We start from the raw sequence: 25,347 nt of genomic DNA, 5'->3' as shown, positions 1-25,347 counted from the left end.
CCGCACCTTGTGCGACCTTCCACGCGCCATGACCCTCGACCGCACGCCCTTCGTCATCGTCGACACCGAGACCACCGGGTCCCGGGCGGGCGACGACCGGATCATCGAGGTCGGCGCGGCGCGGCTCGTGGGCGGGGAGGTGGTCGACACGTTCCAGGAGCTCGTCGACCCGGGGCGCCACGTGCCGGCGCGGATCACGCGGCTGACGGGCATCTCGACGGGCATGGTCTACGGGCAGCCGACGGCGACCGAGGTCATGCCCCGGTTCCTCGACTTCCTGGGCGACGCCGTGCTGGTCGCCCACAACCTCCCGTTCGACGCCCGCTTCCTCGACGTGGCGCTCGCCGAGGCCGGGCTGCCGCCGCTCCAGAACCCCAGCCTCGACACGCTCCGCCTTGCCCGGCGCCTCCTGTCGTCGCTGCCGTCGAAGGGGCTCTCGAAGCTCACGCAGCACTTCGGGATCGACGTCCAGGGCCGGCACCGCGCGCTGGGCGACGCCGTCGCCACGGCCGAGCTGCTGGTCATCCTGATCGACCGGCTCAAGATCGAGTTCGGGGCCGAGACCGCCGAGGACGTGCTCGCCTTCCAGCGGCGGCGGTACAAGGACACGCGGCGCGAGCCGTCGCACCTCAAGGCGATCCGCGAAGAGACGCTCCCGCGGCTCCCCGACCGCCCCGGCGTCTACTTTATGCGCGACGGGCGGGGCCGGGTGGTCTACGTGGGCAAGGCGAAGTCGCTCCGCAACCGCGTGCGGAGCTACTTCACGAGCGTCGAGGCCCACGACCCCAAGACGCGCAAGCTCGTCCGCGACGTGCGCGACGTGACGTGGCGCGAGACGGGGACCGAACTGGCGGCGCTCCTCGAAGAGTCGAAGCTGATCAAGAACCACCTGCCCGTCTACAACCGGGCGCAGCGGAAGTACCGCGACTACCCGTTCCTCCGGCTCGACACGACGCACGCCTACCCGACCCTCTCATGGACCCCGCGCATCGCCCACGACGGGGCCGAGTACTACGGCCCGCTCGGGCGGCGCGGGCAGGCCGAGGAGGTCGTCGAGCTGATCTCGCGGCTGTTCCGGCTCCGCGAGTGCGACGACCCCGTGTTCGAGCTCGGCCGCGAGTGCCTGTACCACCAGATGGGCCGGTGCGGCGCGCCGTGCGCGGGCGGGGCGGGCGCCGACGAGTACGGCCTGGAGGTCGAGCGCGTGCGCGCGTTCCTGACGGGCCAGGACACCGAGGCCGTCGACATGGTCGAGGAGGCCATGCGCGAGGCGGCGGCGGCGCGCGAGTACGAGGCGGCGGGGTGGTACCGCGACCAGCTCCGCCGGCTGGAGCGGACGCTGGGCCGCCAGCGGACGGTCGCGAGCGCGGTCCACGAGCACGACGCGGTCCTCGTCGAGCCGCTCGCCCCGGGCTACGACGGCCTGCCGGCCCCCGCGCAGGCGGCGGGCGGCGTGCAGCTGTTCCTCATCCGCCACGGCCGCCTCGCCGGCCGCGTGGACCTGCCCCGCGACCCCGGCCCGGACGAGACGGCCGACCTCGCGGCGGCGCTCGCCGAGACGTTCGACCCCGGCCTCGCCCCGCCCGAGTCGCACCTCCGCCCCGACGTGGACGAGATGCGGATGCTGGCGAGCTGGATGCGGCTCCACGACGACGCCGCGCGCCACGTCCGCTGGGCGCCGGACGGCGACCCCGAGGCGTTCCTCGACGCCGTCCTCGCCGCCGCCCGCGCGGCGGCCCCGGCGACGGAGGAGGCGTAGGGCGGGGTGGGGGAGGAGGCGCCGCCCCGCCCGCGGTCCGGTCGCTCGGGCGGGGTGGCTCCGTGCCCCCACCCCGCTCGGCCGCGCGCCGGCCGCCCCGCCCGAGCGTCGGGGGCGGGGTGGGCACGCGTCTTGCTCTGGCCGCGTTGGACCGAGCCCGCCTGCTCCGCCCCGCCCATGCGCCTCGCCGTTTTTGCCGTCCCGCTCGTCGCCGTCGCCGCGTGCGCCCAGCCGGCCTCGCCCGCCGAGGGACACGGGCGGCGGGCCGACTCCGCGATCGTCCGCCCCGCCCCGCCCACAACGGACTCGCTGCGCGTGGCCGAGGAGGCCGTGCCGCTCGGGGACGACGTCGTGACGGTCCGCGTGTGGACGGCGCCGATCCCGGACCCGCTCGGGTCGCCGGGGTTCGAGACGTTCCCGCTCAACGCCCTCAACCTCCACGACGACGAGGGCACGTCGGTCGAGGCGGCGCTCGCCGTGCTCCGCGAGCGGGGCGGGCGCGTGGTCGAGCTCGTCCACTCGGGCGAGCGGAACGTGACATTCACGACCGGCGGCCGGACCTACACCGCCGACCCCAACCGGATGTTCACGGCGGCCGGCCGCGCCCGCACGCTCGCCGCTCTTTCCGAGGACGACCGGGCGGGGCGGGAGGCGCTGGAGGCGTTCGCCGACCGCGTGCTCGCGCTCTACGCGGCCGTCCCCCCGGCCGTCGTCGTCACGCTCCACGACAACACGGCGGACGGCTACTCGGCCGCGTCGTACGGGCGGGGCGGCGAGTACGAGGCCGACGCCGCGGCCGTCACCGTCCACGACGGGACGGACCCCGACGACTTCTTCTTCGTCACCGACCGCGACCTCTACGACCTCCTCGTGGACGCCGGGTTCAACGCCGTGCTCCAGGACAACGACGCGGCGACCGACGACGGCTCGCTCTCGGTCTGGGCCGCCCGCGAGGGCACGGCCTACGTCAACGTCGAGGCTCAGCGGGGCCACCTCGCCGAGCAGACGCGGATGATCGCGGCGCTCGTCGACGTGCTGAGCGACGGGCCGTAGCGGCGCCCCGTCCCCAGTCCCGCGGCTCCTCCAGGACCCGCCTCACCGCCCCGCCCGTACGACGGGCTGACTCCCGGACTCTCCCTCATGAAGCTTAAGCGTTCGTTCGCTGTCCTCGCCCTCCTCATCGTCGGCGGCCTCGTGGCCGCGTCCGTGCTCGTCACTGCGAACCCGAGCATCGTCGTCCCCGACCCCATCAAGCGCGACCTCGGGGCCATCATCGAGCGGGACACGCTCGTGGCTCTCACGGCCTACACCTCGACGAGCTACTTCCTGTACCGGGGCCAGCCGTTCGGATTCGAGTACGAGCTGCTCCGGGACTTTGCCGAAGAACAGGACGTCGTGTTCCGGATCGAGGTGGTCCCCCAGGACAGCCTCTTGTACTACCTCAACGCCGGGCGGGGCGACATCGCGGCGGGGCGGCTCATCCCGGTCGAGCAGGACACGTCGGCGTTCGGGTTCACGGCGGCCCTTTACGAGACGAGCGCCGTCGTGGTCCAGCAGGAGGCCCCGCTCGACTCGGCCGGCGTGGCGCAGGCCGCGGGCGAGGAGACGCCCCAGCAGATCGCCGAGGCGATGGACCCCGGCGACGCCTCGCTCCAGCCGCTCACGATCCGCGCCCGGCTCGTCCGCCGTCCGGCCGACCTCGCGGGCAGCGACGTGTACCTCCCCGAGGACCACCCCTATGCCGACCGGCTCGTCGAGCTCGAGGACCGAATCTCGGGCGACATCGAGGTCGTCGAGGTCGACACCACGACCGAGTCCCTGATCCGCCAGGTGGCGATCGGGAACATCGAGCTGACGGTGGCGCAGGAGAACGTGGCCGAGCTCGAGGAGGGGTACTACGACAACCTCCTGGTCACGCCCGAGATCGGCGCCCCGCACGACGTGGCGTGGGCCGTCCGCGACAACGCCCCGACGCTGGAGCGGGCGCTCAACGAGTGGATCCTCGCCAACCGCGACACCGGCCGCTGGAACTCGCTCTACCGGAAGTACTTCGTCGACCGCCGCGGTTACCGCGAGCGGATCGAGACCGGCTTCCTCACGGCCGAGACCGGCGTGCTGAGCGACTACGACGAGCTCCTCAAGCGGTACGCCCCGACGGTCGGGTGGGACTGGCGGCTGCTCGGGAGCCAGATGTACCAGGAGAGCCGGTTCAAGCCCCGCGCGCAGTCGTGGGCCGGCGCCATGGGGCTCCTCCAGATCATGCCCGGGACCGCCCGCGACCTCGGCCTGGCCGACCCGTACGACCCCGAGCAGAACGTGGAGGCCGCCGCCCGCTACCTCAAGTGGCTCGAAGACGAGTACTGGGTCGAGCGGGTGCCCGACCCCGAGGAGCGGCTCAAGTTCATCCTCGCCAGCTACAACGCTGGCCCGGGCCACATCTTCGACGCGCAGCGCCTGGCCGCGGCCGAGGGCGGCGACCCCGCTGTGTGGGAGGACGTGGCGTACTGGCTCCTCCAGAAGTCGAACCCCGCCGTGTACAACCGGCCCGAGGTCCGCAACGGCTATGCGCGCGGCCTGGAGCCGGTCCACTACGTCTCGATCATCCTGGAGCGCTATGCCCACTACCAGCAGTTCGTGGACGACGAGGACGCCGCCCCCTCGCGGGACCAGCCCGACGCGTAGATCGCCCCGCCCGCCCCGCCTGCCGAGGGCGGGGCGGGGCACGCGGTCGTGGCCTCCGCGTGCCGTCGGCACCGCGTAGTTTCCTCGCCCTCCGTCCCACCACATCACGACCACGGATGACCTGCACTGATACGCCTAGCAACGACGACCTCAAGGCGGCCCTCGCCGAGGTCCTCCGCGAAAACCAGGACTGGCTCCGGGAGCTCGTGCAGGAGGCGCTCGTCGACGCCGCCGACGCCGAGGCCCGGCGCGAGCAGGACGTCCGCTCGGTCCACGCCCGCGCCGACGCCCACCGCGCGTTCCCGACCGTCTACGGCCGCGCCTGATCGGACCGGTCTGCCCTCTTCCCGCAGCGGGAGCCCTGTAGCGGACTCCGGGGCGGGGTGGCCGAATCGGCAAGGGCCTGTCGGCGACAAGGCGGAGGGCCGTCAGGCCGCGCATGGGGCGAGCGTCGCCCGGTACCAGCTTTGAAGGTTGGTACCCCACCCGAACCACCCCGCCCCCGCAGAGGGCGCGCGGGCGGGGCGGGGCGCGATGCATGAATCAGCGGTTACGAGGCAGGCTTAGCGCTGCGTCAAGCTCCTATCGGCAGGTTCGTGCTCGGCCTCGTCCACCACCCCTAGCCCCTCCTGCGCCCCCGGATCGGCGTCCGGGGCAGGCTCTGCTTCGCGTGTCCAGGAGGGGGACGTCTCGTTCAGCCTGGGCCGCCCCGCCCGGCAGTAGCGGCTTCGCAGAGCACGTAGCGCGTCGGGGTGGGCGAAACGCCGCCGCCCCGCCCCCGTACAGGGACGCCCACACGCGAACACCATGGAAGAGCTCCTCGGCGTCGGCAGCCTCGTCGTGATCTTGGGCGTCGTCCTGCTGGCGATCGTCCTGCTGTACTTCATCCCGGTCCGGCTGTGGCTGACGGCCGTGTTCTCCGGCGTCAAGCTGAGCCTGTTCCGCGACCTCGTCGGGATGCGGCTGCGCAACGTGCCGCCGTCCCACATTGTGAACCCGCTCATCACGGCGCACAAGGCGGGCATCCCCGTCGAGCCGCCGCAGCTGGAGGCCCACTACCTCGCCGGCGGGCACGTGCAGAAGGTGGTCCAGGCGCTGATCTCGGCCGACAAGGCCAACATCCCGCTCACGTTCGAGCGCGCGACGGCCATCGACCTCGCCGGCCGCGACGTGTTCGAGGCCGTCCAGGTGTCGGTCAACCCCAAGGTCATCGAGACGCCGTCGATCGCGGCGATCGCCAAGGACGGCATCCAGGTGCGGGCGCTGGCCCGCGTGACCGTCCGCGCCAACATCGAGCGGCTCGTGGGCGGGGCGGGCGAGGAGACCATCATCGCGCGCGTCGGCGAGGGCATCGTGTCCACGATCGGCTCGTCGAACACGCACCTCGTGGTGCTCGAGAACCCCGACAACATCTCGAAGACCGTGCTCGCGAAGGGGCTCGACTCGGGGACCGCCTTCGAGATCCTCTCCATCGACATCGCCGACGTGGACGTGGGCGAGAACATCGGGGCCAAGCTCCAGACCGACCAGGCCGAGGCCGACCTCCGCGTCGCGCGCGCCAAGGCCGAGGAGCGCCGCGCGGCGGCCGTCGCCGCCGAGCAGGAAGAGCGGGCCAACCTCATCCGCGCCGAGGCCGAGATCCCGCAGGCGATGGCCGAGGCGTTCCGGGCCGGCAACCTCGGCATCATGGACTACTACAACCTCCGCAACATCGAGGCCGACACCCAGATGCGGACGACGATCGGCGGGGCGGAGGGCCGGGCGGGCCAGGACCTGTCGTAGATGGCTGAGCCCCCGACGGATTCCGGGCGGACCGCCGCCCTCGCCGCCCGGGTCGTCGCGTTCGCGGCGCCCGCCGCGCTCTCGACCACGCAGGACGTCGTCCGCCGCGCCCTCCCCGCCCTCACGGACCAGGCCGACCCCGGCCTAGTGGCCGAGGAGACGCTCACGCTCCTGGCGACCGTCACGGCGCGGGCCGCCGAGGTCGGGCTCCGCCAGAACCGCCCCGCCCTCGAAGCGGCCGGGCCGGCGCTCGCCGAGCTCCCGTTCCTCTACCACGACTTCCTCCTGGGCGCCGAGTACGTGGCGGGCGGGGCGGAGGGCGACGTCGAGCCGGACCAGAGCGTGTACGCGCGGCTCGAACGGAAAGCGGCGTTCTACGGCGCGCACCTCCCGCCGGGCCGGTTCCCGGGGCCGAGCGTGCTCGGGGAGAAGCTGCCGCTGTGGATGGGCCGCGTCTCGCCGCCCAAGCTCCCGACGACGCCCGACGCCCGCCTCGCGGACCTCGGCGTGGTCGAGATGGTGGCGGCCCACGCGCGGCTCGTCCTCGCGTTCGCGCAGCGGGCGGCGGGCGGGTAGCGGCGGGCGGGGCGGTCAGGCGGGCGGGGCGGTGCCGGCGACGAGCGCCGCGACCTCGCCCGGTTCCGCCCGGCGGCCCTCCGGCGAGGCGGCGTCGAACACGCGCGCGTCCGCCCCGCCGGTTTGCGGTCCGCCCAGGACCTCGACGCGGGCGCCGTCGACGCGGAGCGCCGTGCCTTCGGGCAGGCCGACGACCGGCGCGTCGGGGTTGGCGGCCACGAACTCGGCCAGCCGCTGCGCCCGCGTCTCGCCCTGGTGGCCCGTGGGGTGGGCGTCCGTGTAGTGCGGGTTGATCTGGACCGGGACGAGCCCGAGCGCCTCGAACGACGGCGGCTCGACGACGGGCATGTCGTTCGTCGTGCGGATCGTCGGGCACGCGAGGTTGGCCCCGGCGCTCCACCCGACGTAGGGCGCCCCGGCGCCGACACGCGCGCGGATGGCGTCGACGAGCCCGTGCTCGTAGCACGAGCGGAGCAGGTGGAATGTGTTGCCCCCGCCCACGAACACGGCGTCGGCGTCCGCGACGGCCTGGGCGGGGCGGTCCGAGGTGTGGACGCCCTCGATCTCCAGGCCGAGCCCGTCGAGCGCGTCCGCCACGCGCCGCGTGTAGTCGTCGTAGCTGAAGGTGACGGCGGCGTAGGGCACGAACGCGATCCGCCCCGCCCCGCCGGTTTGCGGTCCGCCTACGGCGTCGGCGATCCAGTCGCGGGCGTGGGCGAGGTACGGCTGGCCGGGGGAGGTGGAGTTGCTGAGCAGGAGGAGCATGGGAGGGAAGAGGGAAGAGGGAAGAGGGAAGAGGGAAGAGGGAAGAGGGAAGAGGGAAGAGGGAAGAGGGAAGAGGGAAGAGGCGAGGGGAAAAGTTCCGCCCTGCCTGGCGGCGGGCATTCGTAGGGACACGGCTTGCCGTGTCCGATGCGGGCGGGGCGGGGCGGTCCTGGAACCCTCCGCCCCGCCCTGGCGCGACCGCCCCGCCCATGGCGCGACCGCCCCGCCCATGGCGCGACCGCCCCGCCCGTGGCGAGGACGGGGAGGTCATCTTCCGCTCGCCGCTCGCCGCCGCTACGCCAGCGCGAGCGCGCCGACCGACACCGCCGCCCCGCCCTCGGCGAGCGTCCGGGCCGCCGCCGCCGCCGTGGCGCCCGTCGTGAGGACGTCGTCGACGAGGAGGACGCGGCGGCCGGCCACGTCGGCTCCGGCGCGGAGGGCGAACGCGCCCTCGACGTTGGCCACGCGGGCGGGGCGGGCGAGCGTCGCCTGCCGCTGCGTGGCGCGCGTCCGCGCGAGGAGGTCCGGCGCCACCTCGGCGCCGAGCGCGTCGGCGACGCCGTCGGCGAGCGCGGCGGCCTGGTTGTAGCCCCGCTCCAGCAGGCGGGTCGGCGAGAGGGGGACGGGCACGACGAGGTCCGCCCCGCCTGCCCCGCCGGCTCGGAGGGCACGGCCGAGGAGGCGGCCGAGCGGGACGCCCAGGCTCGGCCGCCCGCCGTACTTCAGCGCGTGCTGGACCCGCTGGACCGCCCCGCCCGCGTCGAACGCCCACAGCGCGACGGCCGCCTCGACCGGCGCCGCGCCGAGAAGGGCGCGCGCCGCGTCGGGCTCGGGCCGCGGCAGGCCGCGGAGGCACGACGCGCACAGCGCGGCCGGCGGCCCGTCCGCGGCGAGCCGCCGCTCGCAGCCGAGGCAGAGGGCGGGGTAGAGGAGCCCGGCGAGGCCGGCCCCGATGTCGCCGATCAGGGAGCGGAGGGAAAAGGGCATCGGCGCGCGGGGAGCAGGGCGGGGCGGCCCCGAGGGGCGGGGCGGCGTCTGGGGAATATCTTGGCCGCCCTCTCCCCTCACAACCCCGACCCCATGCCCGAACGCCGCGGGATGATCATCAAGAACGTGTCCGAGGACCCCATCGACCTCCAGCTCCAAGGGCGGACCGTCCACCTCGACGCGGGCGACGAAAAGGTGGTCTCGGCCGTCGAGGTCCGCGACGCCGTGCTCCGCGAGGCCCTGCAGGTCCGGCGCCTCGCCATCGTGCGCCCGTCGACCGACGAGGAGGCCGCCGGGCTCGACCCGGCGTGACGCGCGCGCCCCGCCCCAGGGGCCGCCGCCCCGCCCTCAGGAGCCGCCCCGCCCCGTGAACGTCCTGTTTCTCGAACCGTGGTACGGCGGCTCGCGCCGGCGCTTCCTCGACGGCCTCGTAGCCCACAGCGCCCACGAGGTCCGCGCCGTCACGATGGCCCCGCGTTACTGGACGTGGCGGGTCCAGGGCGGGGCGGTCACGCTCGCCGAGAAGGCCGGCGAGGTCCTGGACGAGGGCTGGCGGCCCGACCTCGTCGTGGCGTCCGACATGGTCCACCTGCCGGCGTTCCTCGCGCTCACGCGCGATCGGTTGGCCGCGACGCCCGTCGTCCTCTACCTCCACGAGGACCGGCTGACGTACCCGCTGGACGAGGGCGAGGTCCGCGACGACGCCTACGCGTCGGTCAACTACCTCTCGGCGCTGGCGGCCGACCGGGTCGTGTTCAACTCGGCGTTCCACCGCGACGACTTTTTCCGCGTGCTCCCCGACCTGCTCCGGCGGTTCCCGGACTACACGCACGTCGGCGCGCTCCCCGGGCTCCGGGCCAAGAGCGGCGTGCTGCACCCGGGCCTCGACCTCGCCGGCCTCGACGCGGCCCGCCCCGCCGCCGAGGCGCAGCGGGCGCGCGAACGGCAGGTCGGCGAGGGCCAGCCCGGCCTGCCGGTCGTGCTGTGGAACCACCGCTGGGAGTATGACAAGGACCCGGCCGCCTTTTTCCGCGTGATGAACCGGCTCGACGACGCGGGCGCGCGGTTCCGGCTGGTCCTGGCCGGCAAGACGTTCGCCGAGCAGCCGGCGGCGTTCGAGGCCGGCTTCCGGCGCTACGCCGAGCGCGTGCTCCACTACGGCTACGCCGAGTCGTTCGCCGACTACGCCGCGCTCCTCTGGCGCTCCGACGTCGTCGTGTCCACGTCGGTCCACGAGTTTTTCGACCTCTCGACGCTCGAGGCCATCCACTGCGGCTGCCACCCGCTCCTGCCCGACCGCCTGACGTACCCCGAGCTGGTGCCGGAGCGGCTGCACCGGCCGCTCCTCCACGCGCCGGTCCTCTACGAGGGCGAGGAGGGCCTGTTCGAGACGCTCCGCGCGGTCCTCGGCGGCGAGGCACAGCGGCTCCCCACGCCGGTCTTGCGTGAGATCCCGGCCGACCTCGCGTGGCCGCTCCAGGCGCCCCGCTTCGACGCGCTGTTCGAGGAGGTGGCGGGCCAGTAGGTCGGTGGGAATCAGTGGGGCAGTAGAGGACCAGTGAGTCCGTAGGGGATCAGTGGCCTCGACGGGGCGGGGCGGCCGGAGCCGGGCCGGGCGGCGCTGCGGGCGGTGCCGGAGCAAGGCGCCGCCCCGCCCCCGGTGCCGCACGGGCGGGGCGGGCGCTTTTGCTGACTCGCCGACCTACTGACCCACTGGCCCACCGACTACGAGTCCTCCCCCAGGAGACCGCCCAGGAGGCCGCCGGCGGCCAGGCCTCCGAGCGCCCCGAGCGCGCCCGCCCCGCCCCGGCTCGTCTCGCCCTGGCGGCCGTAGGCGCGGCTGGCCGCCACGATGCGGTCGGCGAGGCGCGAGAACGGGAGGCTCTGGAGGTAGACGCGGCCCGGCCCTTCGAGGCGGGCCAGGAACAGGCCCTCGCCGCCGAAGAGCGCGTTCTTGAAGCCGCCCTGGAACTCGATGTCGTAGTCGACCGACGGCGCAAAGGCGACGAGGCAGCCGGTGTCCACGCGGAGCGTCTCGCCGGGGGCGAGGTCGCGCTCGATGACGGTGCCGCCCGCGTGGCAGAACGCGAGGCCGTCGCCTTCGAGGCGCTGGAGGATGAAGCCCTCGCCGCCGAACAAGCCGGCCCCCATCTTCTTCGTGAACGCGACCTCGATCTCGATCCCCGACGCCGCGCAGAGGAACGTGTCCTTCTGGCACAGGAACCGGCCGCCGAGCGCGCCCAGGTCGAGCGGGATAACCTTGCCGGGGTAGGGCGCGCTGAACGCGACGCGCGCCGTCCCGTCGGTTTGCGAGCCGCCCCGCCCGGCGTTCGTGAACGAGGTGATAAAGAAGCTCTCGCCCGTGATCCGGCGCTTGAGCCCCTTCATAAACCCGCCGCCCGTGCCCGTGTCCATCTGGACGCCGGCTTCCATGTAGAGCATGGCGCCGGCTTCGGCGCGGACGGTCTCGCCAGGGTCGAGCTCGACCTCGACGATCTGGAGGTCGTCGCCGATCAGGCGGTAGTCGATGTCGTGGGCGGGCATGGCGTAGGGGAGGGGGTTGTCCTCAACACTACGGATTCGGCCCCGACTGTCGGTCGCCGACTCTCTTAGGCGCGGGCGACGCGGCCGGGCCGGCGCGTGCGGCGGGCGGTCCGCTCGCGGCGGGCGAGGCGGCCCGGGGCGGCCGGCGTCTCGGCGGGCGGGGCGGCGAGGTCGCGGAGGCAGGCGGTGTAGCGGGTCCAGGCGGCGCCGTCGCCGGAGAGCCAGGCGGCGCGGGCCTGGGCGAGCGCGGGGGACGAGATCATGGGGGGCGGGGTGGAATAGGCCTCTCCTCCTGCCAAGACCGGGCCACGGCCCCGCAGAGCGCTCAGCCGCCCCGCCCAGGCCGATTGGCCTGGGAGTAGGCTGGAAAAAAGGAACGCCGTCGTGACGATTCCACCCCGCCCCACGCGGTCCGCGGCGGGGCGCGCACGGATCTCTGGCCCGCCGGTCGGGTACGACTCGGGACATGCCTGCTGCCGCCCCGCCCGCCGCCCCGATCGCCGAGAACGCCGCCCGCGTGCGCGACCGCATCGCCGCCGCCGCCGACCGGGCGGGGCGGGACGCGGCCGACGTCACGCTCGTGGCCGTGACCAAGACGCGCAGCCTGGACACCGTCCGCGCCGCCGTCGCGGCCGGGCTCACGGACCTGGGCGAGAACCGGGTAGGCGAGCTGGTCGAGAAGTCCGACGCGGTCCCGGGCGAGGCCGAGGGCGGGGCGGTCCGGTGGCACCTGATCGGCTCGCTCCAGCGCAACAAGGCCCGCGACGCTGCCGCCCGCGCCGACCTGTTCCACGCGCTCGACTCGGTCCGCCTGGCTGATGCGCTCGAGCGGCGGGCTGAGCAGGCGGGCCGCGTGCTCCCGGTCTTGGTCCAGGTCAACGTGTCGGACGAGGAGGCCAAGGGCGGCGTCGAGCCCGACGCGGCCCACGACCTGCTGGCGTACGCGGCCGAGCAGGACCACCTCCGCCCGGTCGGCCTCATGGGCATGGCGGCCATCGCCGAAGACGACCGCGACCTCGACCGGATTGTCCGCCCGGCGTTCCGGCGGCTCCGCGACCTGTTCGAGGCGTATGCGCCCGCGGGCGGGGCGGGGCCGCTCTCGGTCCTCTCGATGGGGATGAGCGGCGACTTCGAGGTGGCCGTCGAGGAGGGCGCCACGCACGTCCGCGTGGGGACGGCGCTGTTCGGGCCGCGCTAGCCACTGTTGGGGGCTCGCGTGGCGCGTCCGTAGTTTGGCGCCGTGGGGCTCGCCGCGCCGTTTGGTCTCCCGCTCCGCCGGATCGCCCGGCCCTGTAGGCCGTTCGACGTGGTGGACCGACGATCCCGCGTCCTCCGCGCAACGGCGCCCCGCCCCGCCCGCGAGCGACGCGGCCCACCCGGTCGCCGACTGCCCCCGCCGCCCCGCCTCCGCCGCGCCTGCCCGACCATGACCCTCACGCCCCTCGACATCCGACGGCAGCAGTTCACGAAAGCGTTCCGGGGCTACGAGCCCGCCGAGGTCGACGCGTTCCTCAAGCAGGTCTCGGAGCACCACGAGGGGCTCCTCGACCAGATCCGCCAGAGCCGCGAGCGGACGGACCAGATGGAGACGAAGCTGACCCACTACGAGCGCGTCGAGCTCGCGCTCCAGGAGGCGCTGGAGTCGGCGAAGGAGTCGGCGCGGCGGGCCGAGGCGGCGGCAAAAGAGCGGGCCTCGCTGATCGTCGAGCAGGCCGAGCTGCGCGCGCGGGCCATCGTGCAGGACGCCGAGCGCGAGCGGCACGAGCTCCGCCAGGACCTCGTCCAGCTCTCGTCGCGGCAGACCGAGGTGGCCGCCCGGCTCCGCGGCTTCCTGCTCTCCGAGCTCGACGTGCTCGCGCAGTTCCAGGGCGAGGCCCCCGCCGGGTACCCCCAGCTCGCAGCCCCCGCCCCGCCCGACGTCTCCGCGGCCCCCGCTCTGCCCGAGGCCGTCGCCGTGCCGGAGGCTCCCGCCCCGCCCGCGAGCGTTCCTCTGCTGGAGGAGTCCACTCTGCCTGAGACGCCCGCCCCGCCCGCCGACGTCTCTGAGGCGACCGCCGAGCCGTCTCCCGCGCCGGCCGACGTCTCGGACGAGAGCGGCTACGTCCCGCTGTGGGCGCGCGCGATGCCGGACGAGCCCCAGGACCCGTCTCCCGCGCCGGCCACCGAGGACGCACCTGGCGACGCGCCTGCGGGCGGGGCGGACGATGCCGAGGCCGCCGAGGGCGGGGCGGCCGGAGACGAGCTGGGCGGGGCGGGCGACGCCGAGCCGAGCGCGCCCGACAGCGCGCCCGCCGCCCCGCCCCTGGTCGTCGGCGGGTGGGACCTCCGCTCGCTCGTGACTGGCGAGGAGCGCGGGGCGGCCGCGTCGGACGCCGAGCGCGAGCGGATCCGCCGCATCCTCGACGACCTCGACTGAGCGGGGCGGGCGGGGCGGTGCGATCTTTCGCGCTCCCCCAGCCCCACCCCGCCCATGACGCCCGACCCCGACACCGCCCGCGCCCAGGTCCAGGAGGCCGCCGACGTGCTCCGCGACCGCGCCGGCGACGCGGCCCGCGTCGGGATCATCCTGGGGACCGGGCTGGGCGCCCTCGCCGACGAGATCGAGGTCCGCGAGACGGTGCCCTACGAGGACGTCCCGCACGTGCCTGCGCCGACGGTCGAGAGCCACAGCGGGCGGTTCCTGGCGGGGCGGCTCCGCGGCGTCGACGTGCTCGCGATGCAGGGGCGGTTCCACCTCTACGAGGGGTACACCCCGTGGCAGGTCACGCTGCCCGTTCGCGTTTTCGCCGCGCTGGGCATCGAGACGCTCCTGATCTCGAACGCGGCCGGCGGCATGAACCCGCTCTACCGCCGCGGCGACCTCATGCTGGTGACCGACCACATCCACCTCCAGGGGTCGAACCCGCTCACGGGCGCGAACGTGGACGCGTGGGGGCCGCGGTTCCCGGACATGTCGGAGCCGTACGACCCCGCGCTCAGGCAGGCTGCCGCCGACGCCGCCTTGGAGCGGGGCGTCCGTCTCCGAGAGGGCGTCTACGCGTCGGTCCTCGGCCCCAACCTGGAGACGCGGGCCGAGTACCGCTTCCTGCGGCAGGCCGGCGCCGACGTGGTCGGCATGAGCACGACGCCCGAGGTCATCGTAGCCCGCCACGCCGGGATGCGCGTGCTGGCCGTCTCGGTCGTCACCGACGAGTGCTTCCCCGACGCCCTGGAGCCCGTCGTCCTCGCCGACATCCTGGCCGCCGCCGCCGAGGCCGAACCGAGGCTGACGCAGATCCTCGGCGACGTGGTCGCGACGCTGGCGTAGCCGCCCCGCCCAGGCGCGCGGGCGGGGTGGCGGGGGCGGGGCGGATCCTCTACTCTTGAACCACCCCGCCCACTGGCCCATGCCCGTCTCCACCGCCCGAGCCCTCACGTTCACGCCGGAGGAGTACTTCGATTGGGAGGAGACGCAGGACGTCCGCCACGAGTATGCGGCTGGCAAGGTGCACCGGCTTCCAGCTGAGTCCTCCGACCACCACCTCGTCGTCTCCAACTGCATCGCATTCTTAGGGAACGAGGTCGACCGGAGCGGCAGGTACGTCCTGTCGAGTGGGATGCGGCTCCAAATCCACGACGCACGCTACGTCTACGCCGACGCGAGCGTGGTCTTCGGCCCGCCAGCGTTGCGCGACGAGACCCGGCGCGTGCTCCTCAATCCGGCGGTCGTCGTCGAAGTGCTCTCCGACCGTACGGCCGTCTACGATCGGGGAGAAAAGTTCGCTCTTTACCGCGAGGTCCCGTCCATCCACACCGTCGTCTGGGTCGACTCCACGCGACGCTGGGCCGAGGTCGCTGCCAAAACGAACGGGGTGTGGGCCGTCCCGGCGCCGGTCACGGGCGGGGCGGTCCGGCTCCCGTCGCTCGGCGTCGACCTCGCGCTGGACGGCCTGTACCACGGGGTCGAGGTCTAGCCACCCCGCCCCCACAAGCGGCGCGGCGCGAGGGCGGGGCGGCGAATCCGGCCGCGCTTCAACGCCGCGGGCGGGGCGGCGGGCTAGCTTCGGCGGGACCGCCCCGCCCCGTTGAGCCTCGCATCGGGAGGCGGTGGGCAGTGGGCGGGACGCCGCCTGACGCACTGACCCACCGACCCACTGCCCCACCCCGCCCATGCCCCGCTACCCCGAGGTCGAGCGCTTCGACCAGGTCTCCGTCGAGCGCGACGTGCTCGCCCGCTGGGAGGCCGACGACACGTTCGCGCAGTCGCTCGCCGCCCGCGAGGGCGCCCCGCACTTCGTGTTCTACGAGGGGCCGCCGACGGCCAACGGCAAGCCGGGCATCCACCACGTGATGGCGCGGACCATCAAGGACCTGTTCTGCCGCTACAAGACCATGCGCGGCTTCCGGGTCGACCGCAAGGCGGGGTGGGACACGCACGGGCTCCCGGTCGAGATCGAGGTCGAGCGGGAGCTGGGGCTGGAGGGCCGCCACGCGGTCGAGGACTACGGGATCGCCGCCTACAACGCGGCCTGCCGCCGGAGCGTCCTCCGGTACAAGGACCTCTGGGACGACCTCACGCGCCGCATGGGCTACTGGGTGGACCTGGAGCACCCCTACGTCACGTTCCAGAACGACTACGTCGAGTCGGTCTGGAACCTGCTCCAGCGGATCTGGGGCAAGGGGCTGCTCTACGAGGGCCACAAGATCCAGTGGTACAGCCCGGCGAACGGGACCGTGCTGTCGTCGCACGAGGTGTCGCTGGGGTACAAAGAGGTCCAGGACGTGAGCGTCACAGTCCGCTTCCCGCTCGTGGACGAGCCTGACACGTCGCTGCTGGCGTGGACCACGACGCCGTGGACGCTGCCCTCGAACGCGGCGCTCGCCGTGGCCCCCAAGACGGAGTACGTCAAGGTGCGCCTCGTGGCGGAGGCCGGGCCGGACGACCAGCCGGGCGAGGAGAAGGTGTGGATCGCCGAGAAGCTCCTGGGCAAGCTGAAGGTCGAGGACCCCGAGATCGTGGACCGCAAGACGGGCGCCGAGCTCGTCGGCCTCGAGTACGTCCCGCCGTACAACCACGCCGAGGTCCGCCACCTCTACGGCCTCGCCGACGCGCTCCAGGACGACGACGCGCCCGGCGACGTGTGGCGCGTCGTCGCCGCCGACTACGTGACCGTGGACGACGGAACGGGCATCGTCCACACGGCGCCCGCGTTCGGCATGGACGACTGGGCGACGGGCCAGAAGGAGGGGCTCCCCGTCCTCAACCCGGTCGAGCCCGACGGCCGCTTCCGGGAGGGCTTCCCGCTCGTCGGCGGCATGTGGTTCAAGGACGCCGACCGGCCCATCCTGCGCGACCTGCGCGACCGCGGCCTGCTCTTCCGCGAGGACTCCTACGTCCACAACTACCCGCACGACTGGCGCAAGGGGACGCCGCTCATGCAGTACCCGGTCGAAAGCTGGTTCGTCCAGACGACGGCCGTCAAGGACCGGATGGTGGCGCTGAACGAGACCATCAACTGGCAGCCCGAGGGGATCGGGGCGGGGCGGTTCGGCGGGTGGCTCGAAAACAACGTCGACTGGGCGCTCAGCCGCAGCCGCTACTGGGGCACCCCGCTCCCGATCTGGGTCAGCGACCGCGACCCGGAGCAGAAGGAGGTCGTCGGCTCCATCGAGGAGCTCCGCGAGAAGGTCGGCGGGGAGTTTCCGCCCGAAGCCATCAACCCGGACCTGGGCACGATCGACCTCCACCGGCCCTACGTCGACGCCATCACCTGGCCCGACGGGCGGGGCGGGACCATGCGCCGCGTGCCCGACCTCGTCGACGTGTGGTTCGACTCGGGCGCCATGCCCTACGCGCAGTGGCATTACCCGTTCGAGAACGTCGAGCGGTTCGAGGCCAACGTTCCCGCCGACTTTATCGCTGAGGGCGTCGACCAGACGCGGGGGTGGTTCTACACGCTCCACGCGATCGCGGCGATCGTCGACGACCGGGTCGCGTACAAGAACGTCGTCGTGAACGGGCTCGTCCTCGACGCCGAGGGCGAGAAGATGTCGAAGTCGAAGGGCAACGCCGTCGAGCCGTTCGCGGCGATTGATCGCCACGGCGTCGACCCGATCCGGTGGTCCATGATGGCGGCCTCCCCGCCCTGGGAGAACCTCCGGTACTCGGACGCGGCCGTCGAGGAGACGCGGCGGAAGCTGTTCGGGACGCTCGTCAACACGTACCGCTTTTTCGAGACGTACGCCGCCGTCGACGGCTACGCCTACCCCCCCGCCCAGACCGTGCCCGCCGCGGAGCGGACCGAGCTCGACCGCTGGGTCCTCAGCCGCCTCCAGTCGACGGCGGCCGAGGCGGTCGAGGCCCTCGACGCCTACCACCCGACGCGCGCGGCCCGTGCCATCGAAGCGTTCGTCGACGACCTATCGAACTGGTACCTCCGACGGAGCCGCCGCCGGTTCTGGGAAAAGGGTACTTCTGCTAATATGATTAGACATATGCAGCAGGATGGTAAAGATCCTGCAGTGGTCGAGTCAAATCAATCTGCCTTTGCGGCTATTGATCACTTGCTCGGTGGAGTAGAGGAGGGTTACATTCTGCAGTTCCCCAAAGAAAAAAGGGCTGCTTTTGATACCTTGTTCGAGTGCCTGGAGTCCGTCGCGCGGCTCATGGCACCCATCGCCCCGTTTACGGCCGAGTGGCTGTACGGCATGCTCGGCCACGAGGCGTCGGTCCACCTCCAGGACTACCCCGCGCCCCGCCCCGCCCTCCACGACGCCGGCCTGGAAGGGCGGATGGCGCTCGCGCGGGCCGTCGCGACGGCCACGCTCGCCCTGCGGAACGAGGCCGGCATCAACGTGCGCCAGCCGCTGGGCTCGGTCCTCGTGGTGACGGGCGTGGGCGGGGTAGAGGAGGACGTCCTGCGGTCGGTCGAGGACGTCGTGCTCGACGAGGTCAACGTGAAGCGGCTGGAGACGGCGGCGGGCGACAGCGGCGTGGTCCAGAAAAGCGCGAAGCCCAACTTCAAGGCGCTCGGGCGCCGCCTGGGCAAGCAGATGAAGGAGGCGAACGCGGCGATCCGCGACCTCACAAATGATCAGATCGCCGCGTACGAGTCCACAGGCTCGCTCGCCCTCGACCTCCCGAGCGGGGCGGTCGCGTTGGAGCCGGGCGATCTGGAGGTGACGTCCGAGGGCGTCGAGGGCCGCGTCGTCCGCCAGGAGACGGCGGCCGACGGGCGGGGCGGGACGCTCGCGGTGACGGTCGCGCTCGACACGGCGCTCGACGACGCGCTCCGCGCTGAGGGCTTCGCGCGCGAGTTCGTGAACCGCGTCCAGGGGCTCCGCAAAGAGGCCGGGTTCGACGTGGCCGACCGGATCGCCGTCGAGTTTGCCGCCCCGCCCGCGCTCCTCGCCCACGTGGGCGGGGCGGGCGGTCTCGTGGGGCAAGGCGGTCTCGCGGGGCAAGGCGGTCTCGCGGGCGCGTTCGCTCGGCCGGTCCAGGCCGAGACGCTGGCCACGTCGCTGGCCCTCGTCGACGCGCCGGCCGGCGACCTCGTCCGCGACGTCGAGATCGGGGGCGAGACGCTGACGGTCGGCGTTCGCCGAGTACAGGGTGACGAGTGATGAGTGACGGGCGCATCCATCCCGCCCCGAGCGCGGGCGGGCCGGGGCGGGGTGACGGGCGAGGCCCCTTCCGGCTCGTCACCCGTCACTCATAACCCGTCACCCACATGAGCACCGCCGCCGCCCCGCCCGCGTTGGGCGCCCCGAGTCCCCCCGCCCCTATGCGCGTCCTCTGGATCTCGTTTGCGATCGTCGTCTTCGACCAGATCACGAAGGTGGTGGTCAAAACGCAGATGGCGTACGGCGACTCGATCCCCGTCGTTGGCCGGCTGTTCCGGTTCACGTTCACCGAGAACCCCGGCATGGCGTTCGGGCTGACGGTCGGGAGCAAGATGTTCCTGACGATCTTTTCGGTCGTCGCGACGGTCCTCATCTTCGTCTACCTCCGCCACGTCCGCTGGGCGCCGACGGGCTACCGCGTGGCGCTGGCGCTGGTGCTGGGCGGGGCGTTCGGGAACGTGATCGACCGCGTGTTCTACGGGTCGATCTGGGGCGAGTGCGCGCCGTCGCCGCCCGGATCGAGCCGGCTGCTCTACGGGTGCGTCGTGGACTTTATCCACCTCGACGTGTGGCGCGGGGTGATCCCCGAGGCCGTCCCCTTCATGGGCGGCAAGTACGTGGCCCTGTTCCCGATCGGCAACATCGCTGACGTGGCCATCATCGCGGGCGTCGTCCTCATCCTGATCACGCAGGGCGCCTTCCACGAGGCGGCGCTGCGGCACGAGGCGGACCGGCGGGCGACGAACGCCGCGGGCGGACCGCCGGCGGGCGGGGTGGAGGCCGCCCCGCCCGGTGAGACGGTGGGCTAGGAGAAGATGCTGCCGAGCAGGCTCCCCCACGTCTCGCCGGCGGTGTGCACGAAGTGCGTTGCGAAGTAGAGGGCGCCGAACAGCAAGACCGCCACGAAGTACGCCCCGTACGCTACCGTCATCGCCACCCCGCCCCGGAAGAAGGAGCCCAGGGGCGGGGCGGTCGGGTAGAACGAGATCGCCGCCCACGCTACGAGGAGGACGTAGATGCCCGCTGCGACGAACGTCCACAGGATGGACCCCACGGCCCCGAGTCCGAGGACGAAGAACGGGGCGATCACGGCCCCGACGGCGTAGAGAGCGAAGACGCTGACCTCCGCCACGTTCCTCTCGGAGCCAAACAGGAGGCGAAGTGGGGGCACCAGGAACAGGGCCAGGAGGAACGTGAGTGGAGTGTTGAACCGGACCATCCCCTCGTACATGACCCGGACCGCAGTCTGGCCTCCGTCGTCGAAGAGCTCCTCGTAGGCCGCGTCGAAGCGGGCCTCGCGCTCCGCTTCCTCCGGCGTCATCTCGTGGCCGGGCTCGCGGGGCGGGGTGATGTCCTCCGGCGCTCCCGCTGCGGTGTGACCGTCGGAGTAGCCTTGGGCAAACGAACTGGAAGCCGAGACGTCTAGTAGGGCGTCGTCGTACAGCCCGTACATGAGCAGGCTGAGAGCGGTGGCGAGCAGGAAGAAGCTGAGCGGGTTCGTGTACGTCCGCCGCCGCCCCTCGACGTAGTCGCGCGGCACCGAGCCCGGGCTGCGCGCCAGCGACGTGACCGTGTGCAGCAGCCCACGATCGAGGTTGAACACGCGGCTCGAGAACTCGCGCCACAGGCCGCGCAGCGTGAGCCGCCCGCCGAGCTCACGCTGCCCGCACCCGGCGCAGAACCGCCCCGCCCGCGCCTCGCCGCAGTTGGGACAGAGCGCGGGGGCGGGGCGGGGGCCGAAGGCGCGAGGCTCGGGGTCGGTGGCGAGGCCGAGGGCGGCCGCCTCGGTGAGGACGTCGGGCATGGCGCGGTCGGTGAACGGTCTGGGAAGAAACCGCCGCCGCCCCGCCCCGTCAACCGCCCCGCCCGACGGCTCTGCGCGGTCCGGCTACCTCCGCAGCTCCTCGTTGTACGTGTCGACCGCTCGGTTCAGCGAACGGCGGGCACGGAACGAGATGGGAACTGAGACGACGGCGAGGCCGGCTGCCCCAGCCGCCATGCCCACCTCCACGCCGCCGCTGAGGAGGTCGAATGGGTCGAGTGCCCCGAGGAAGTACAGCGCGGTCGCGCCGTTGACGAGCCAGCCCGACGTCCGCAGGTCCCGCTCGTAGGCGCGAGCGTGCATGAGGGCCGCCGGAGAACCAGACACGGCCGCCGCGATTGGAGGGGGGCCGAGGCCGAGCGGCCCCCCATTCGGGAGGGGCTCCCCGGAGCGGACCAGGCGGAAGCTCAGGAGCCTCTGGTCGATCTGGAGCGCGCAGGTCGCGTAGGTGCACGCCGAATCGGGAACGGCCTCTTGGGAACGGGCCGGCGTGACGAACGAGAGCGCGGCGGCGAGGAGAACGAGGCGCATGGGGCGGGGTGGGAGACGGCCCACCCTACGCGCCGCCCCGCCCGGCGGTCAAGGCACGCGACGGCGCCCTTCGGGGGCGGTCCCGCCCCGCCCGGTCAACCGCCCCGCTCAGGCCGCCCGCCGCGGGCGGCCGAGGACGACGACGAGGAACACGCTCGACACCACGAGCGCCGCGCCGCCCACGCTCAGCAGGTCGAGGCTGTCGCCCAGGAAGACAACGCCCCAGACGAACGCGAGCACGACCTGGACGTAGCCGATGGCCGAGGCCGTCCCCGCCTCCAAGAGCTGCATCCCCTTCGTCAGCCCGACCTGGCCGACGTGCGTGGCCAGCCCGATCGCCAGGAGCAGGGGCCACTGCCAGCCCGTCGGCATGGGCCAGCCGCCGAGCGCGAACGGGGCCGACCCGACCATGCCGATCCACGAGAGGTAGAAGATGATGGTCATCGGCTGGTCCGTCTGCCGGAGCTTGCGGACGAACGTGTAGGCCAGCCCCGAGAGCACGGAGGCGCCCGCGACGGCCGCCACGCCCAGCCCGTCGAGCGGGGCGGCGGCGTTCCCGAACAGGATCAACGGCCGCGACACGAGGACCACGCCGCACAGCGACAGCACCGCGCCGAGGAGCACGACGGGCCGGAGCCGCTCGCCGATCAGGACCGCCGCCGTCAGCGCCGTCCACACGGGCGCCGTGTACTGGATGGTGACGGCGTCGCCGAGAGGGAGCCGGCCGATCCCGAAGTAGAACAGGCTGAGGGCCGTCGCTCCGACGGCGCCGCGGAGGAACAGCGTCCGCCGGTCCCGGCCCAGCGCCTTCCCGCCGGTGCGCCGGATGACGGTGAACGTGAGGACGGCCATGAACGCCGAGCGCGCGAACACGAGCTCCATCGTGGGCAGGCTGTCCGAGACCAGCTTCACGCACAGGCTCATGATGCTGAACCCGAGCGCGCTCGCCAGCATCCAGAGCACGCCGCGCAGGCGGTCGCGGCCCTCGGCGTCGACGTCGTACGCGTCCTCAGCGGGGAGCGAGTCCGGCGGCGCGGCGGCCTCCGATGGAGCGACCTCCAGCGGAGCGGCGTCGGGCGGGGCGGGAGCAGAGGGGGGAGCGGTCACTCTGGCCCAACGGACGCGCCGCGCGCCCGTTCACGCGGTCCAGCCGCTTCCGGTCGTCTTCACTGCCCCTGCGGCGGGGCTCCATCGTCGATGACCTCGGCGTCCTCGATGCCGGGGCCGCCCCGCCCGATGTGCGGTCCGAAGGGCGGGGCGGCGTGCGGACCGAACGGCGGCGCGCCCGCCCCGCCCCCGAACGAGGCGCTCCCAAAGGAGCCGCTCACCACGCGGACCGCCCCCTGTTGCACGGCCGCCTCAAACCGGCGCCGCAGGGTGCGGCGGAGGACGGCGCGCGTGGGCGGGAACAGGCCGAGGAGCCCGACGAGGTCGGTCAGGAAGCCGGGCGTGATGAGGAGCGTGCCGGCGATCAGGATGAGGAGGCCGTCGATGAGCTCCGGCCCCGGCACCCCGCCCGCCGTCATCTTCCGCTGGACGCGCTGCCACGCAGCGACCCCCTCGCGCCGCGCCAGCCACGAGCCCAGGAGCGCGCTCGCGACCGCGATCCCGAACGTGGGCCAGAAGCCGATCCGCCCGCCGACCGCGATGAGCAGCGCGAGGTCGAGGATCGGGACGACGAGGAACAGGAGGAACAGGCGTCCAAACACGGCAGGGCGCGGGGCAGACCCGGAGGGCGGACCCCAGAGGGCAGGGGCGGGACAGGGGGAACGGTGAACCCCGGCGCGACCTTGCGGGTCCGCCGCCCTGCCTTTTGAACCCGCCCGCCCCCGACCTGCGCCATGTCTACCCGCCCCGCCCGTTTCGCTCTCGGCCTCGCCGCCGTTCTGCTCACGGGCCTCGCCGCCCACCCCGCCCTCGCGCAAGACGGACCGGCGGTCCGCGCGCTCTCGGTCGACCTGGGCGATGCGCAGCGGGCGCACCTGTGGCGCGTCGGCGCGTGGGGCGTGGCGAACGCCGTGGGCGGGGCGGCGCTCTGGCTCGCCTCCAGCCCCGAGACGTCGGCGGGGTGGCGCGCGTTCGGGCTCCAGTCGGCGGCGTGGGGCGCCGTCAACACGGGCATCGCCGCCTTCGGCCTCGCGGGCGGGGCGGGCGACCCGGCGGCGGACTGGGCGGCGGCGCTCGGGGCCGAGAACGGCTACGCCGACGTGCTCCTCGTCAACCTCGGCCTCAACGTGGGCTACGCGGCCGTCGGCGCGACGCTGTGGGCGGTTTCGGGCCGCGGCGTCGCGGACCCGGCGGCGTGGCGTGGGCACGGGATCGCGCTCGTGATCCAGGGCGCCGGCCTCTTCGTGCTCGACGGGATCGCGTACCTGGGCACGCGCGCCCGCCTCGGCGCGCTCGTGGACCTCGCCAACGGGGCGTCGATCACGGCCGGGCCGGGCGGGGTGGCGCTGGTGGTCGGGCTGTGAGGAGAGGGATAAGCGACGGAGGGATGCGTGGAGTGGCGCCACCCCGCCCATGCCGCGTCGGGCGGGGCGGCGGCTTCCCTCTGCCCATTCCTCAATCCCTCCCAACGACGGTGAACGTGCCCGGGCAGGCGATCTCGACGAGGACGAGGTCGGCCGGGGCGTAGTACGTGTAGAGGATCTCGCGGTCGGGCTCCGACGGCCGCCGGAAGGCGCACGTCGCGATGCGCTCGGCGAGCGGGCACGCGCCGGGCTCGAACGCTGCGGCCGGCGCGCCGGCGCAGTTGGCGCGCGCCGCGCGGGGCGTCCACCCCGCCCCGGTGTAGGCGAAGCAGTAGCCCTCGGTCGCCCGCACGTCGCAGCTCCCCGACGGGCCGCCCCCGGGCGGGGCGGGCGGCGGCGGCTCCGGGCGGGGCGACGGCTGCGGCCCCCGCGGCGTCGGCGCGTCCGGCACCTCGGGGATGCGAACCACGACCTCGGGCGGCTCGGTCGTGTCGAACACGACGGGCGCCGCCCGGCCCTCGCGCAGGGCGGGGCGGACGTCGTGGGGCGGGGCGGTGGCCGGCGGCTCGGGCGGCTCGACGCCGCACCCGGCGACCAACAAGAAGACGGCGAGAGGCAGACGGCCCATGCCGCAGTCTAGCCCCGCCCCGCCCCCCGCAGCGAGTCCACGGGTCCGTCGATCGCCGCCCGGTCGTCCCAGCGGTGGCGGTACGTGTCCGGCGCGCGGTACTGGTCGATCCACCGGCGGTCGACGCCGTGCTTGAGGCGGAGGAACGCGCCGCCCTTCAGGGCGAGCGGGCCGACGGCGTACCACGCCGCGCGGCCGCCGGTCGAGAGCACGAGCGGGGCGGCGGGGTACGGCCGCCACGGCTCCAGGTCGACGGCGTCGGGCGCCCCGCCCCGCCCGAGCGCCCGCGCCACGCGGCCCACGTTCTCGCGGAGCGTCGGCCCCTGCTTGACGGCGTGGACCCCGATCCGCGCCAGCCCCTCGTGCCCCGCGACCGCCGCCGCGTCGCCGGCCACGAACACGCGGGCGTCGTCGACCGACCGGAGCCCCGGGCCGACGCGCACGAGGCCTTTGTCCGTCACCGATAGCCCGGCGGCGCCCAGCCAGTCCGGCCCGACCGATCCCGTCGCCCACAGCACGGCGTCGGCGCCGATCCGCTCTCCTCTCGCCAGACGCACGCCGCCGGCGTCCGATTGCTCGACGCGCGCGCCGAGCCGGACGTCCGCGCCCCGCTCGCGGAGCACGCAGGCCGCCCACGCTCCCACGCGCTCGGGCAGCGACGACACCAGGCGCTCGCCCGGCTCCAGAACGACCACGCGGAGGGCGGGGAGGTCGGGCCGCGCCGTCACGTTGAGGGCCGTCTCGACGCCCGCCGCCCCGCCCCCGACGACGACCAGCCGCCGCGGGCCGCTCGGGTCCTGCGCCGCGGCGTCGAGGAACCGGCCGAGCGCCTCGACCCGGTGGAGCGGCTTCGTGTGGATGGCGCCGTCCGCGTCGCCCGGGTTCACGGCGCCCACGTCGAACGCGACGAGGTCGTACGGGACGCGCTCGCCGCCGCCCGTCGTCACCTCGCGCGCCGAGCGGTCGAGGCCGACGGCCGCGCCCTCGACGAACCGGACGCCTTGGTCGGCGCAGATCCGGTCCAGCGGGACCGTCACGTCGGCGCGGCTGTAGACGCCGCCCAGCCACTCGGGCGTCATCCCCGAGTACCACAGATCAGGCCGGTCGGAAAGGAGCGTGACCTCGGCGCAAAGCTCACGGGCGTGGGCGAGCAGCGGGAGGCTGGCGTGGCCGCCGCCGACGACGAGCAGGCGCATGA

General features: G+C 73.8%; 25 protein-coding genes. 15 read left to right on the top strand and 10 right to left on the bottom strand.

Features of this window, described 5'->3' with window-relative positions; genetic code table 11:
• The first annotated feature begins 28 nt into the window (after nucleotides 1-28).
• From RM540_RS12105 to RM540_RS12080, 6 genes are all read left to right on the top strand, one after another.
• Nucleotides 29-1,759 carry a DEDD exonuclease domain-containing protein gene (locus RM540_RS12105; RefSeq protein ID WP_311664422.1) on the top strand — a complete coding sequence of 577 codons (1,731 nt, stop codon included), beginning with the start codon at nucleotides 29-31 and terminating at the stop codon, nucleotides 1,757-1,759.
• 177 nt (nucleotides 1,760-1,936) lie between these two features.
• Nucleotides 1,937-2,812, top strand: coding sequence for a hypothetical protein (locus tag RM540_RS12100; RefSeq protein WP_311664420.1), 876 nt, complete (start codon nucleotides 1,937-1,939; stop codon nucleotides 2,810-2,812).
• Nucleotides 2,813-2,899: 87 nt separating this feature from the next.
• Nucleotides 2,900-4,441 carry an MltF family protein gene (locus RM540_RS12095; protein WP_311664418.1) on the top strand — a complete coding sequence of 514 codons (1,542 nt, stop codon included), beginning with the start codon at nucleotides 2,900-2,902 and terminating at the stop codon, nucleotides 4,439-4,441.
• Nucleotides 4,442-4,557: 116 nt separating this feature from the next.
• A complete protein-coding gene (locus tag RM540_RS12090; protein WP_311664416.1) occupies nucleotides 4,558-4,767 on the top strand; it encodes a hypothetical protein in 210 nt (69 codons plus the stop codon).
• Nucleotides 4,768-5,248: 481 nt separating this feature from the next.
• The gene (floA, locus tag RM540_RS12085) at nucleotides 5,249-6,223 is read left to right on the top strand and encodes a flotillin-like protein FloA (RefSeq protein ID WP_311664414.1); all 975 of its coding nucleotides are present in this window, start codon (nucleotides 5,249-5,251) and stop codon (nucleotides 6,221-6,223) included.
• Entirely contained in the window at nucleotides 6,224-6,799 is a 576-nt protein-coding gene (locus tag RM540_RS12080) for a hypothetical protein (protein WP_311664412.1), read from the top strand. It abuts the gene before it with no gap.
• Nucleotides 6,800-6,814: 15 nt separating this feature from the next.
• Here RM540_RS12080 and pepE read toward each other — a convergent pair whose 3' ends face one another.
• Together pepE and RM540_RS12070 are read right to left on the bottom strand one after the other, a co-directional pair.
• Complete coding sequence (gene pepE / locus RM540_RS12075; protein WP_311664410.1) at nucleotides 6,815-7,564, bottom strand: dipeptidase PepE; 750 nt, start codon at nucleotides 7,562-7,564, stop codon at nucleotides 6,815-6,817.
• Nucleotides 7,565-7,858: 294 nt separating this feature from the next.
• Complete coding sequence (locus RM540_RS12070; protein WP_311664408.1) at nucleotides 7,859-8,551, bottom strand: ComF family protein; 693 nt, start codon at nucleotides 8,549-8,551, stop codon at nucleotides 7,859-7,861.
• Between the two features lie 93 nt (nucleotides 8,552-8,644).
• Here RM540_RS12070 and RM540_RS12065 point away from each other — a divergent pair, with 93 nt between their 5' ends.
• Together RM540_RS12065 and RM540_RS12060 are read left to right on the top strand one after the other, a co-directional pair.
• Complete coding sequence (locus tag RM540_RS12065; RefSeq protein ID WP_311664406.1) at nucleotides 8,645-8,863, top strand: hypothetical protein; 219 nt, start codon at nucleotides 8,645-8,647, stop codon at nucleotides 8,861-8,863.
• A gap of 55 nt (nucleotides 8,864-8,918) precedes the next feature.
• Nucleotides 8,919-10,076 carry a tRNA-queuosine alpha-mannosyltransferase domain-containing protein gene (locus tag RM540_RS12060; RefSeq protein WP_311664404.1) on the top strand — a complete coding sequence of 386 codons (1,158 nt, stop codon included), beginning with the start codon at nucleotides 8,919-8,921 and terminating at the stop codon, nucleotides 10,074-10,076.
• 200 nt (nucleotides 10,077-10,276) lie between these two features.
• On the opposite strand, the gene RM540_RS12055 is transcribed toward RM540_RS12060, so the two are convergent.
• Both RM540_RS12055 and RM540_RS12050 read right to left on the bottom strand, forming a co-directional pair.
• Nucleotides 10,277-11,095, bottom strand: coding sequence for a TIGR00266 family protein (locus RM540_RS12055; RefSeq protein ID WP_311664402.1), 819 nt, complete (start codon nucleotides 11,093-11,095; stop codon nucleotides 10,277-10,279).
• 65 nt (nucleotides 11,096-11,160) lie between these two features.
• Nucleotides 11,161-11,358, bottom strand: a complete 198-nt coding sequence (locus RM540_RS12050) for a hypothetical protein (RefSeq protein ID WP_311664400.1) — start codon at nucleotides 11,356-11,358, stop codon at nucleotides 11,161-11,163.
• Between the two features lie 203 nt (nucleotides 11,359-11,561).
• Here RM540_RS12050 and RM540_RS12045 point away from each other — a divergent pair, with 203 nt between their 5' ends.
• The 6 genes from RM540_RS12045 (at nucleotide 11,562) to RM540_RS12020 (ending at nucleotide 19,506) form a co-directional block, all read left to right on the top strand.
• A complete protein-coding gene (locus RM540_RS12045; protein ID WP_311664398.1) occupies nucleotides 11,562-12,293 on the top strand; it encodes a YggS family pyridoxal phosphate-dependent enzyme in 732 nt (243 codons plus the stop codon).
• 228 nt (nucleotides 12,294-12,521) lie between these two features.
• The gene (locus RM540_RS12040; RefSeq protein ID WP_311664396.1) at nucleotides 12,522-13,511 is read left to right on the top strand and encodes a DivIVA domain-containing protein; all 990 of its coding nucleotides are present in this window, start codon (nucleotides 12,522-12,524) and stop codon (nucleotides 13,509-13,511) included.
• Nucleotides 13,512-13,565: 54 nt separating this feature from the next.
• Complete coding sequence (locus RM540_RS12035; protein WP_311664394.1) at nucleotides 13,566-14,402, top strand: purine-nucleoside phosphorylase; 837 nt, start codon at nucleotides 13,566-13,568, stop codon at nucleotides 14,400-14,402.
• 79 nt (nucleotides 14,403-14,481) lie between these two features.
• On the top strand, nucleotides 14,482-15,048 hold the full coding sequence (locus tag RM540_RS12030) for a Uma2 family endonuclease (protein ID WP_311664392.1): 567 nt from the start codon (nucleotides 14,482-14,484) through the stop codon (nucleotides 15,046-15,048).
• Nucleotides 15,049-15,244: 196 nt separating this feature from the next.
• The gene (gene ileS, locus RM540_RS12025; protein ID WP_311664390.1) at nucleotides 15,245-18,697 is read left to right on the top strand and encodes an isoleucine--tRNA ligase; all 3,453 of its coding nucleotides are present in this window, start codon (nucleotides 15,245-15,247) and stop codon (nucleotides 18,695-18,697) included.
• Between the two features lie 161 nt (nucleotides 18,698-18,858).
• The gene (locus tag RM540_RS12020) at nucleotides 18,859-19,506 is read left to right on the top strand and encodes a signal peptidase II (RefSeq protein WP_311664388.1); all 648 of its coding nucleotides are present in this window, start codon (nucleotides 18,859-18,861) and stop codon (nucleotides 19,504-19,506) included.
• On the opposite strand, the gene RM540_RS12015 is transcribed toward RM540_RS12020, so the two are convergent.
• The 4 genes from RM540_RS12015 to RM540_RS12000 form a co-directional block, all read right to left on the bottom strand.
• Entirely contained in the window at nucleotides 19,503-20,501 is a 999-nt protein-coding gene (locus RM540_RS12015; RefSeq protein WP_311664386.1) for a DUF3667 domain-containing protein, read from the bottom strand. The genes RM540_RS12020 and RM540_RS12015 overlap by 4 nt on opposite strands.
• A gap of 84 nt (nucleotides 20,502-20,585) precedes the next feature.
• Complete coding sequence (locus RM540_RS12010) at nucleotides 20,586-21,050, bottom strand: hypothetical protein (RefSeq protein ID WP_311664384.1); 465 nt, start codon at nucleotides 21,048-21,050, stop codon at nucleotides 20,586-20,588.
• A 108-nt stretch (nucleotides 21,051-21,158) separates the two neighbouring features.
• Nucleotides 21,159-22,157, bottom strand: coding sequence for a DMT family transporter (locus tag RM540_RS12005; RefSeq protein WP_311664382.1), 999 nt, complete (start codon nucleotides 22,155-22,157; stop codon nucleotides 21,159-21,161).
• A gap of 59 nt (nucleotides 22,158-22,216) precedes the next feature.
• The gene (locus RM540_RS12000) at nucleotides 22,217-22,759 is read right to left on the bottom strand and encodes an FxsA family protein (RefSeq protein ID WP_311664380.1); all 543 of its coding nucleotides are present in this window, start codon (nucleotides 22,757-22,759) and stop codon (nucleotides 22,217-22,219) included.
• Nucleotides 22,760-22,891: 132 nt separating this feature from the next.
• Here RM540_RS12000 and RM540_RS11995 point away from each other — a divergent pair, with 132 nt between their 5' ends.
• Nucleotides 22,892-23,521: a DUF6992 family protein gene (locus RM540_RS11995; RefSeq protein ID WP_311664378.1), complete on the top strand. Its 630-nt coding sequence runs from the start codon at nucleotides 22,892-22,894 to the stop codon at nucleotides 23,519-23,521.
• A gap of 91 nt (nucleotides 23,522-23,612) precedes the next feature.
• Here RM540_RS11995 and RM540_RS11990 read toward each other — a convergent pair whose 3' ends face one another.
• Both RM540_RS11990 and RM540_RS11985 read right to left on the bottom strand, forming a co-directional pair.
• A complete protein-coding gene (locus RM540_RS11990) occupies nucleotides 23,613-24,149 on the bottom strand; it encodes a hypothetical protein (protein ID WP_311664377.1) in 537 nt (178 codons plus the stop codon).
• An 8-nt stretch (nucleotides 24,150-24,157) separates the two neighbouring features.
• Nucleotides 24,158-25,347: NAD(P)/FAD-dependent oxidoreductase (locus RM540_RS11985; RefSeq protein WP_311664375.1), on the bottom strand; the 1,190-nt coding region annotated here is incomplete at its 5' end.

Origin of the sequence: Rubrivirga litoralis (assembly GCF_031846415.1) — a bacterium.
Classification (GTDB): domain Bacteria; phylum Bacteroidota; class Rhodothermia; order Rhodothermales; family Rubricoccaceae; genus Rubrivirga; species Rubrivirga litoralis.
Note: the sequence above shows the minus strand (reverse complement) of the source record. Positions and strands in the feature narration are given on the sequence as shown.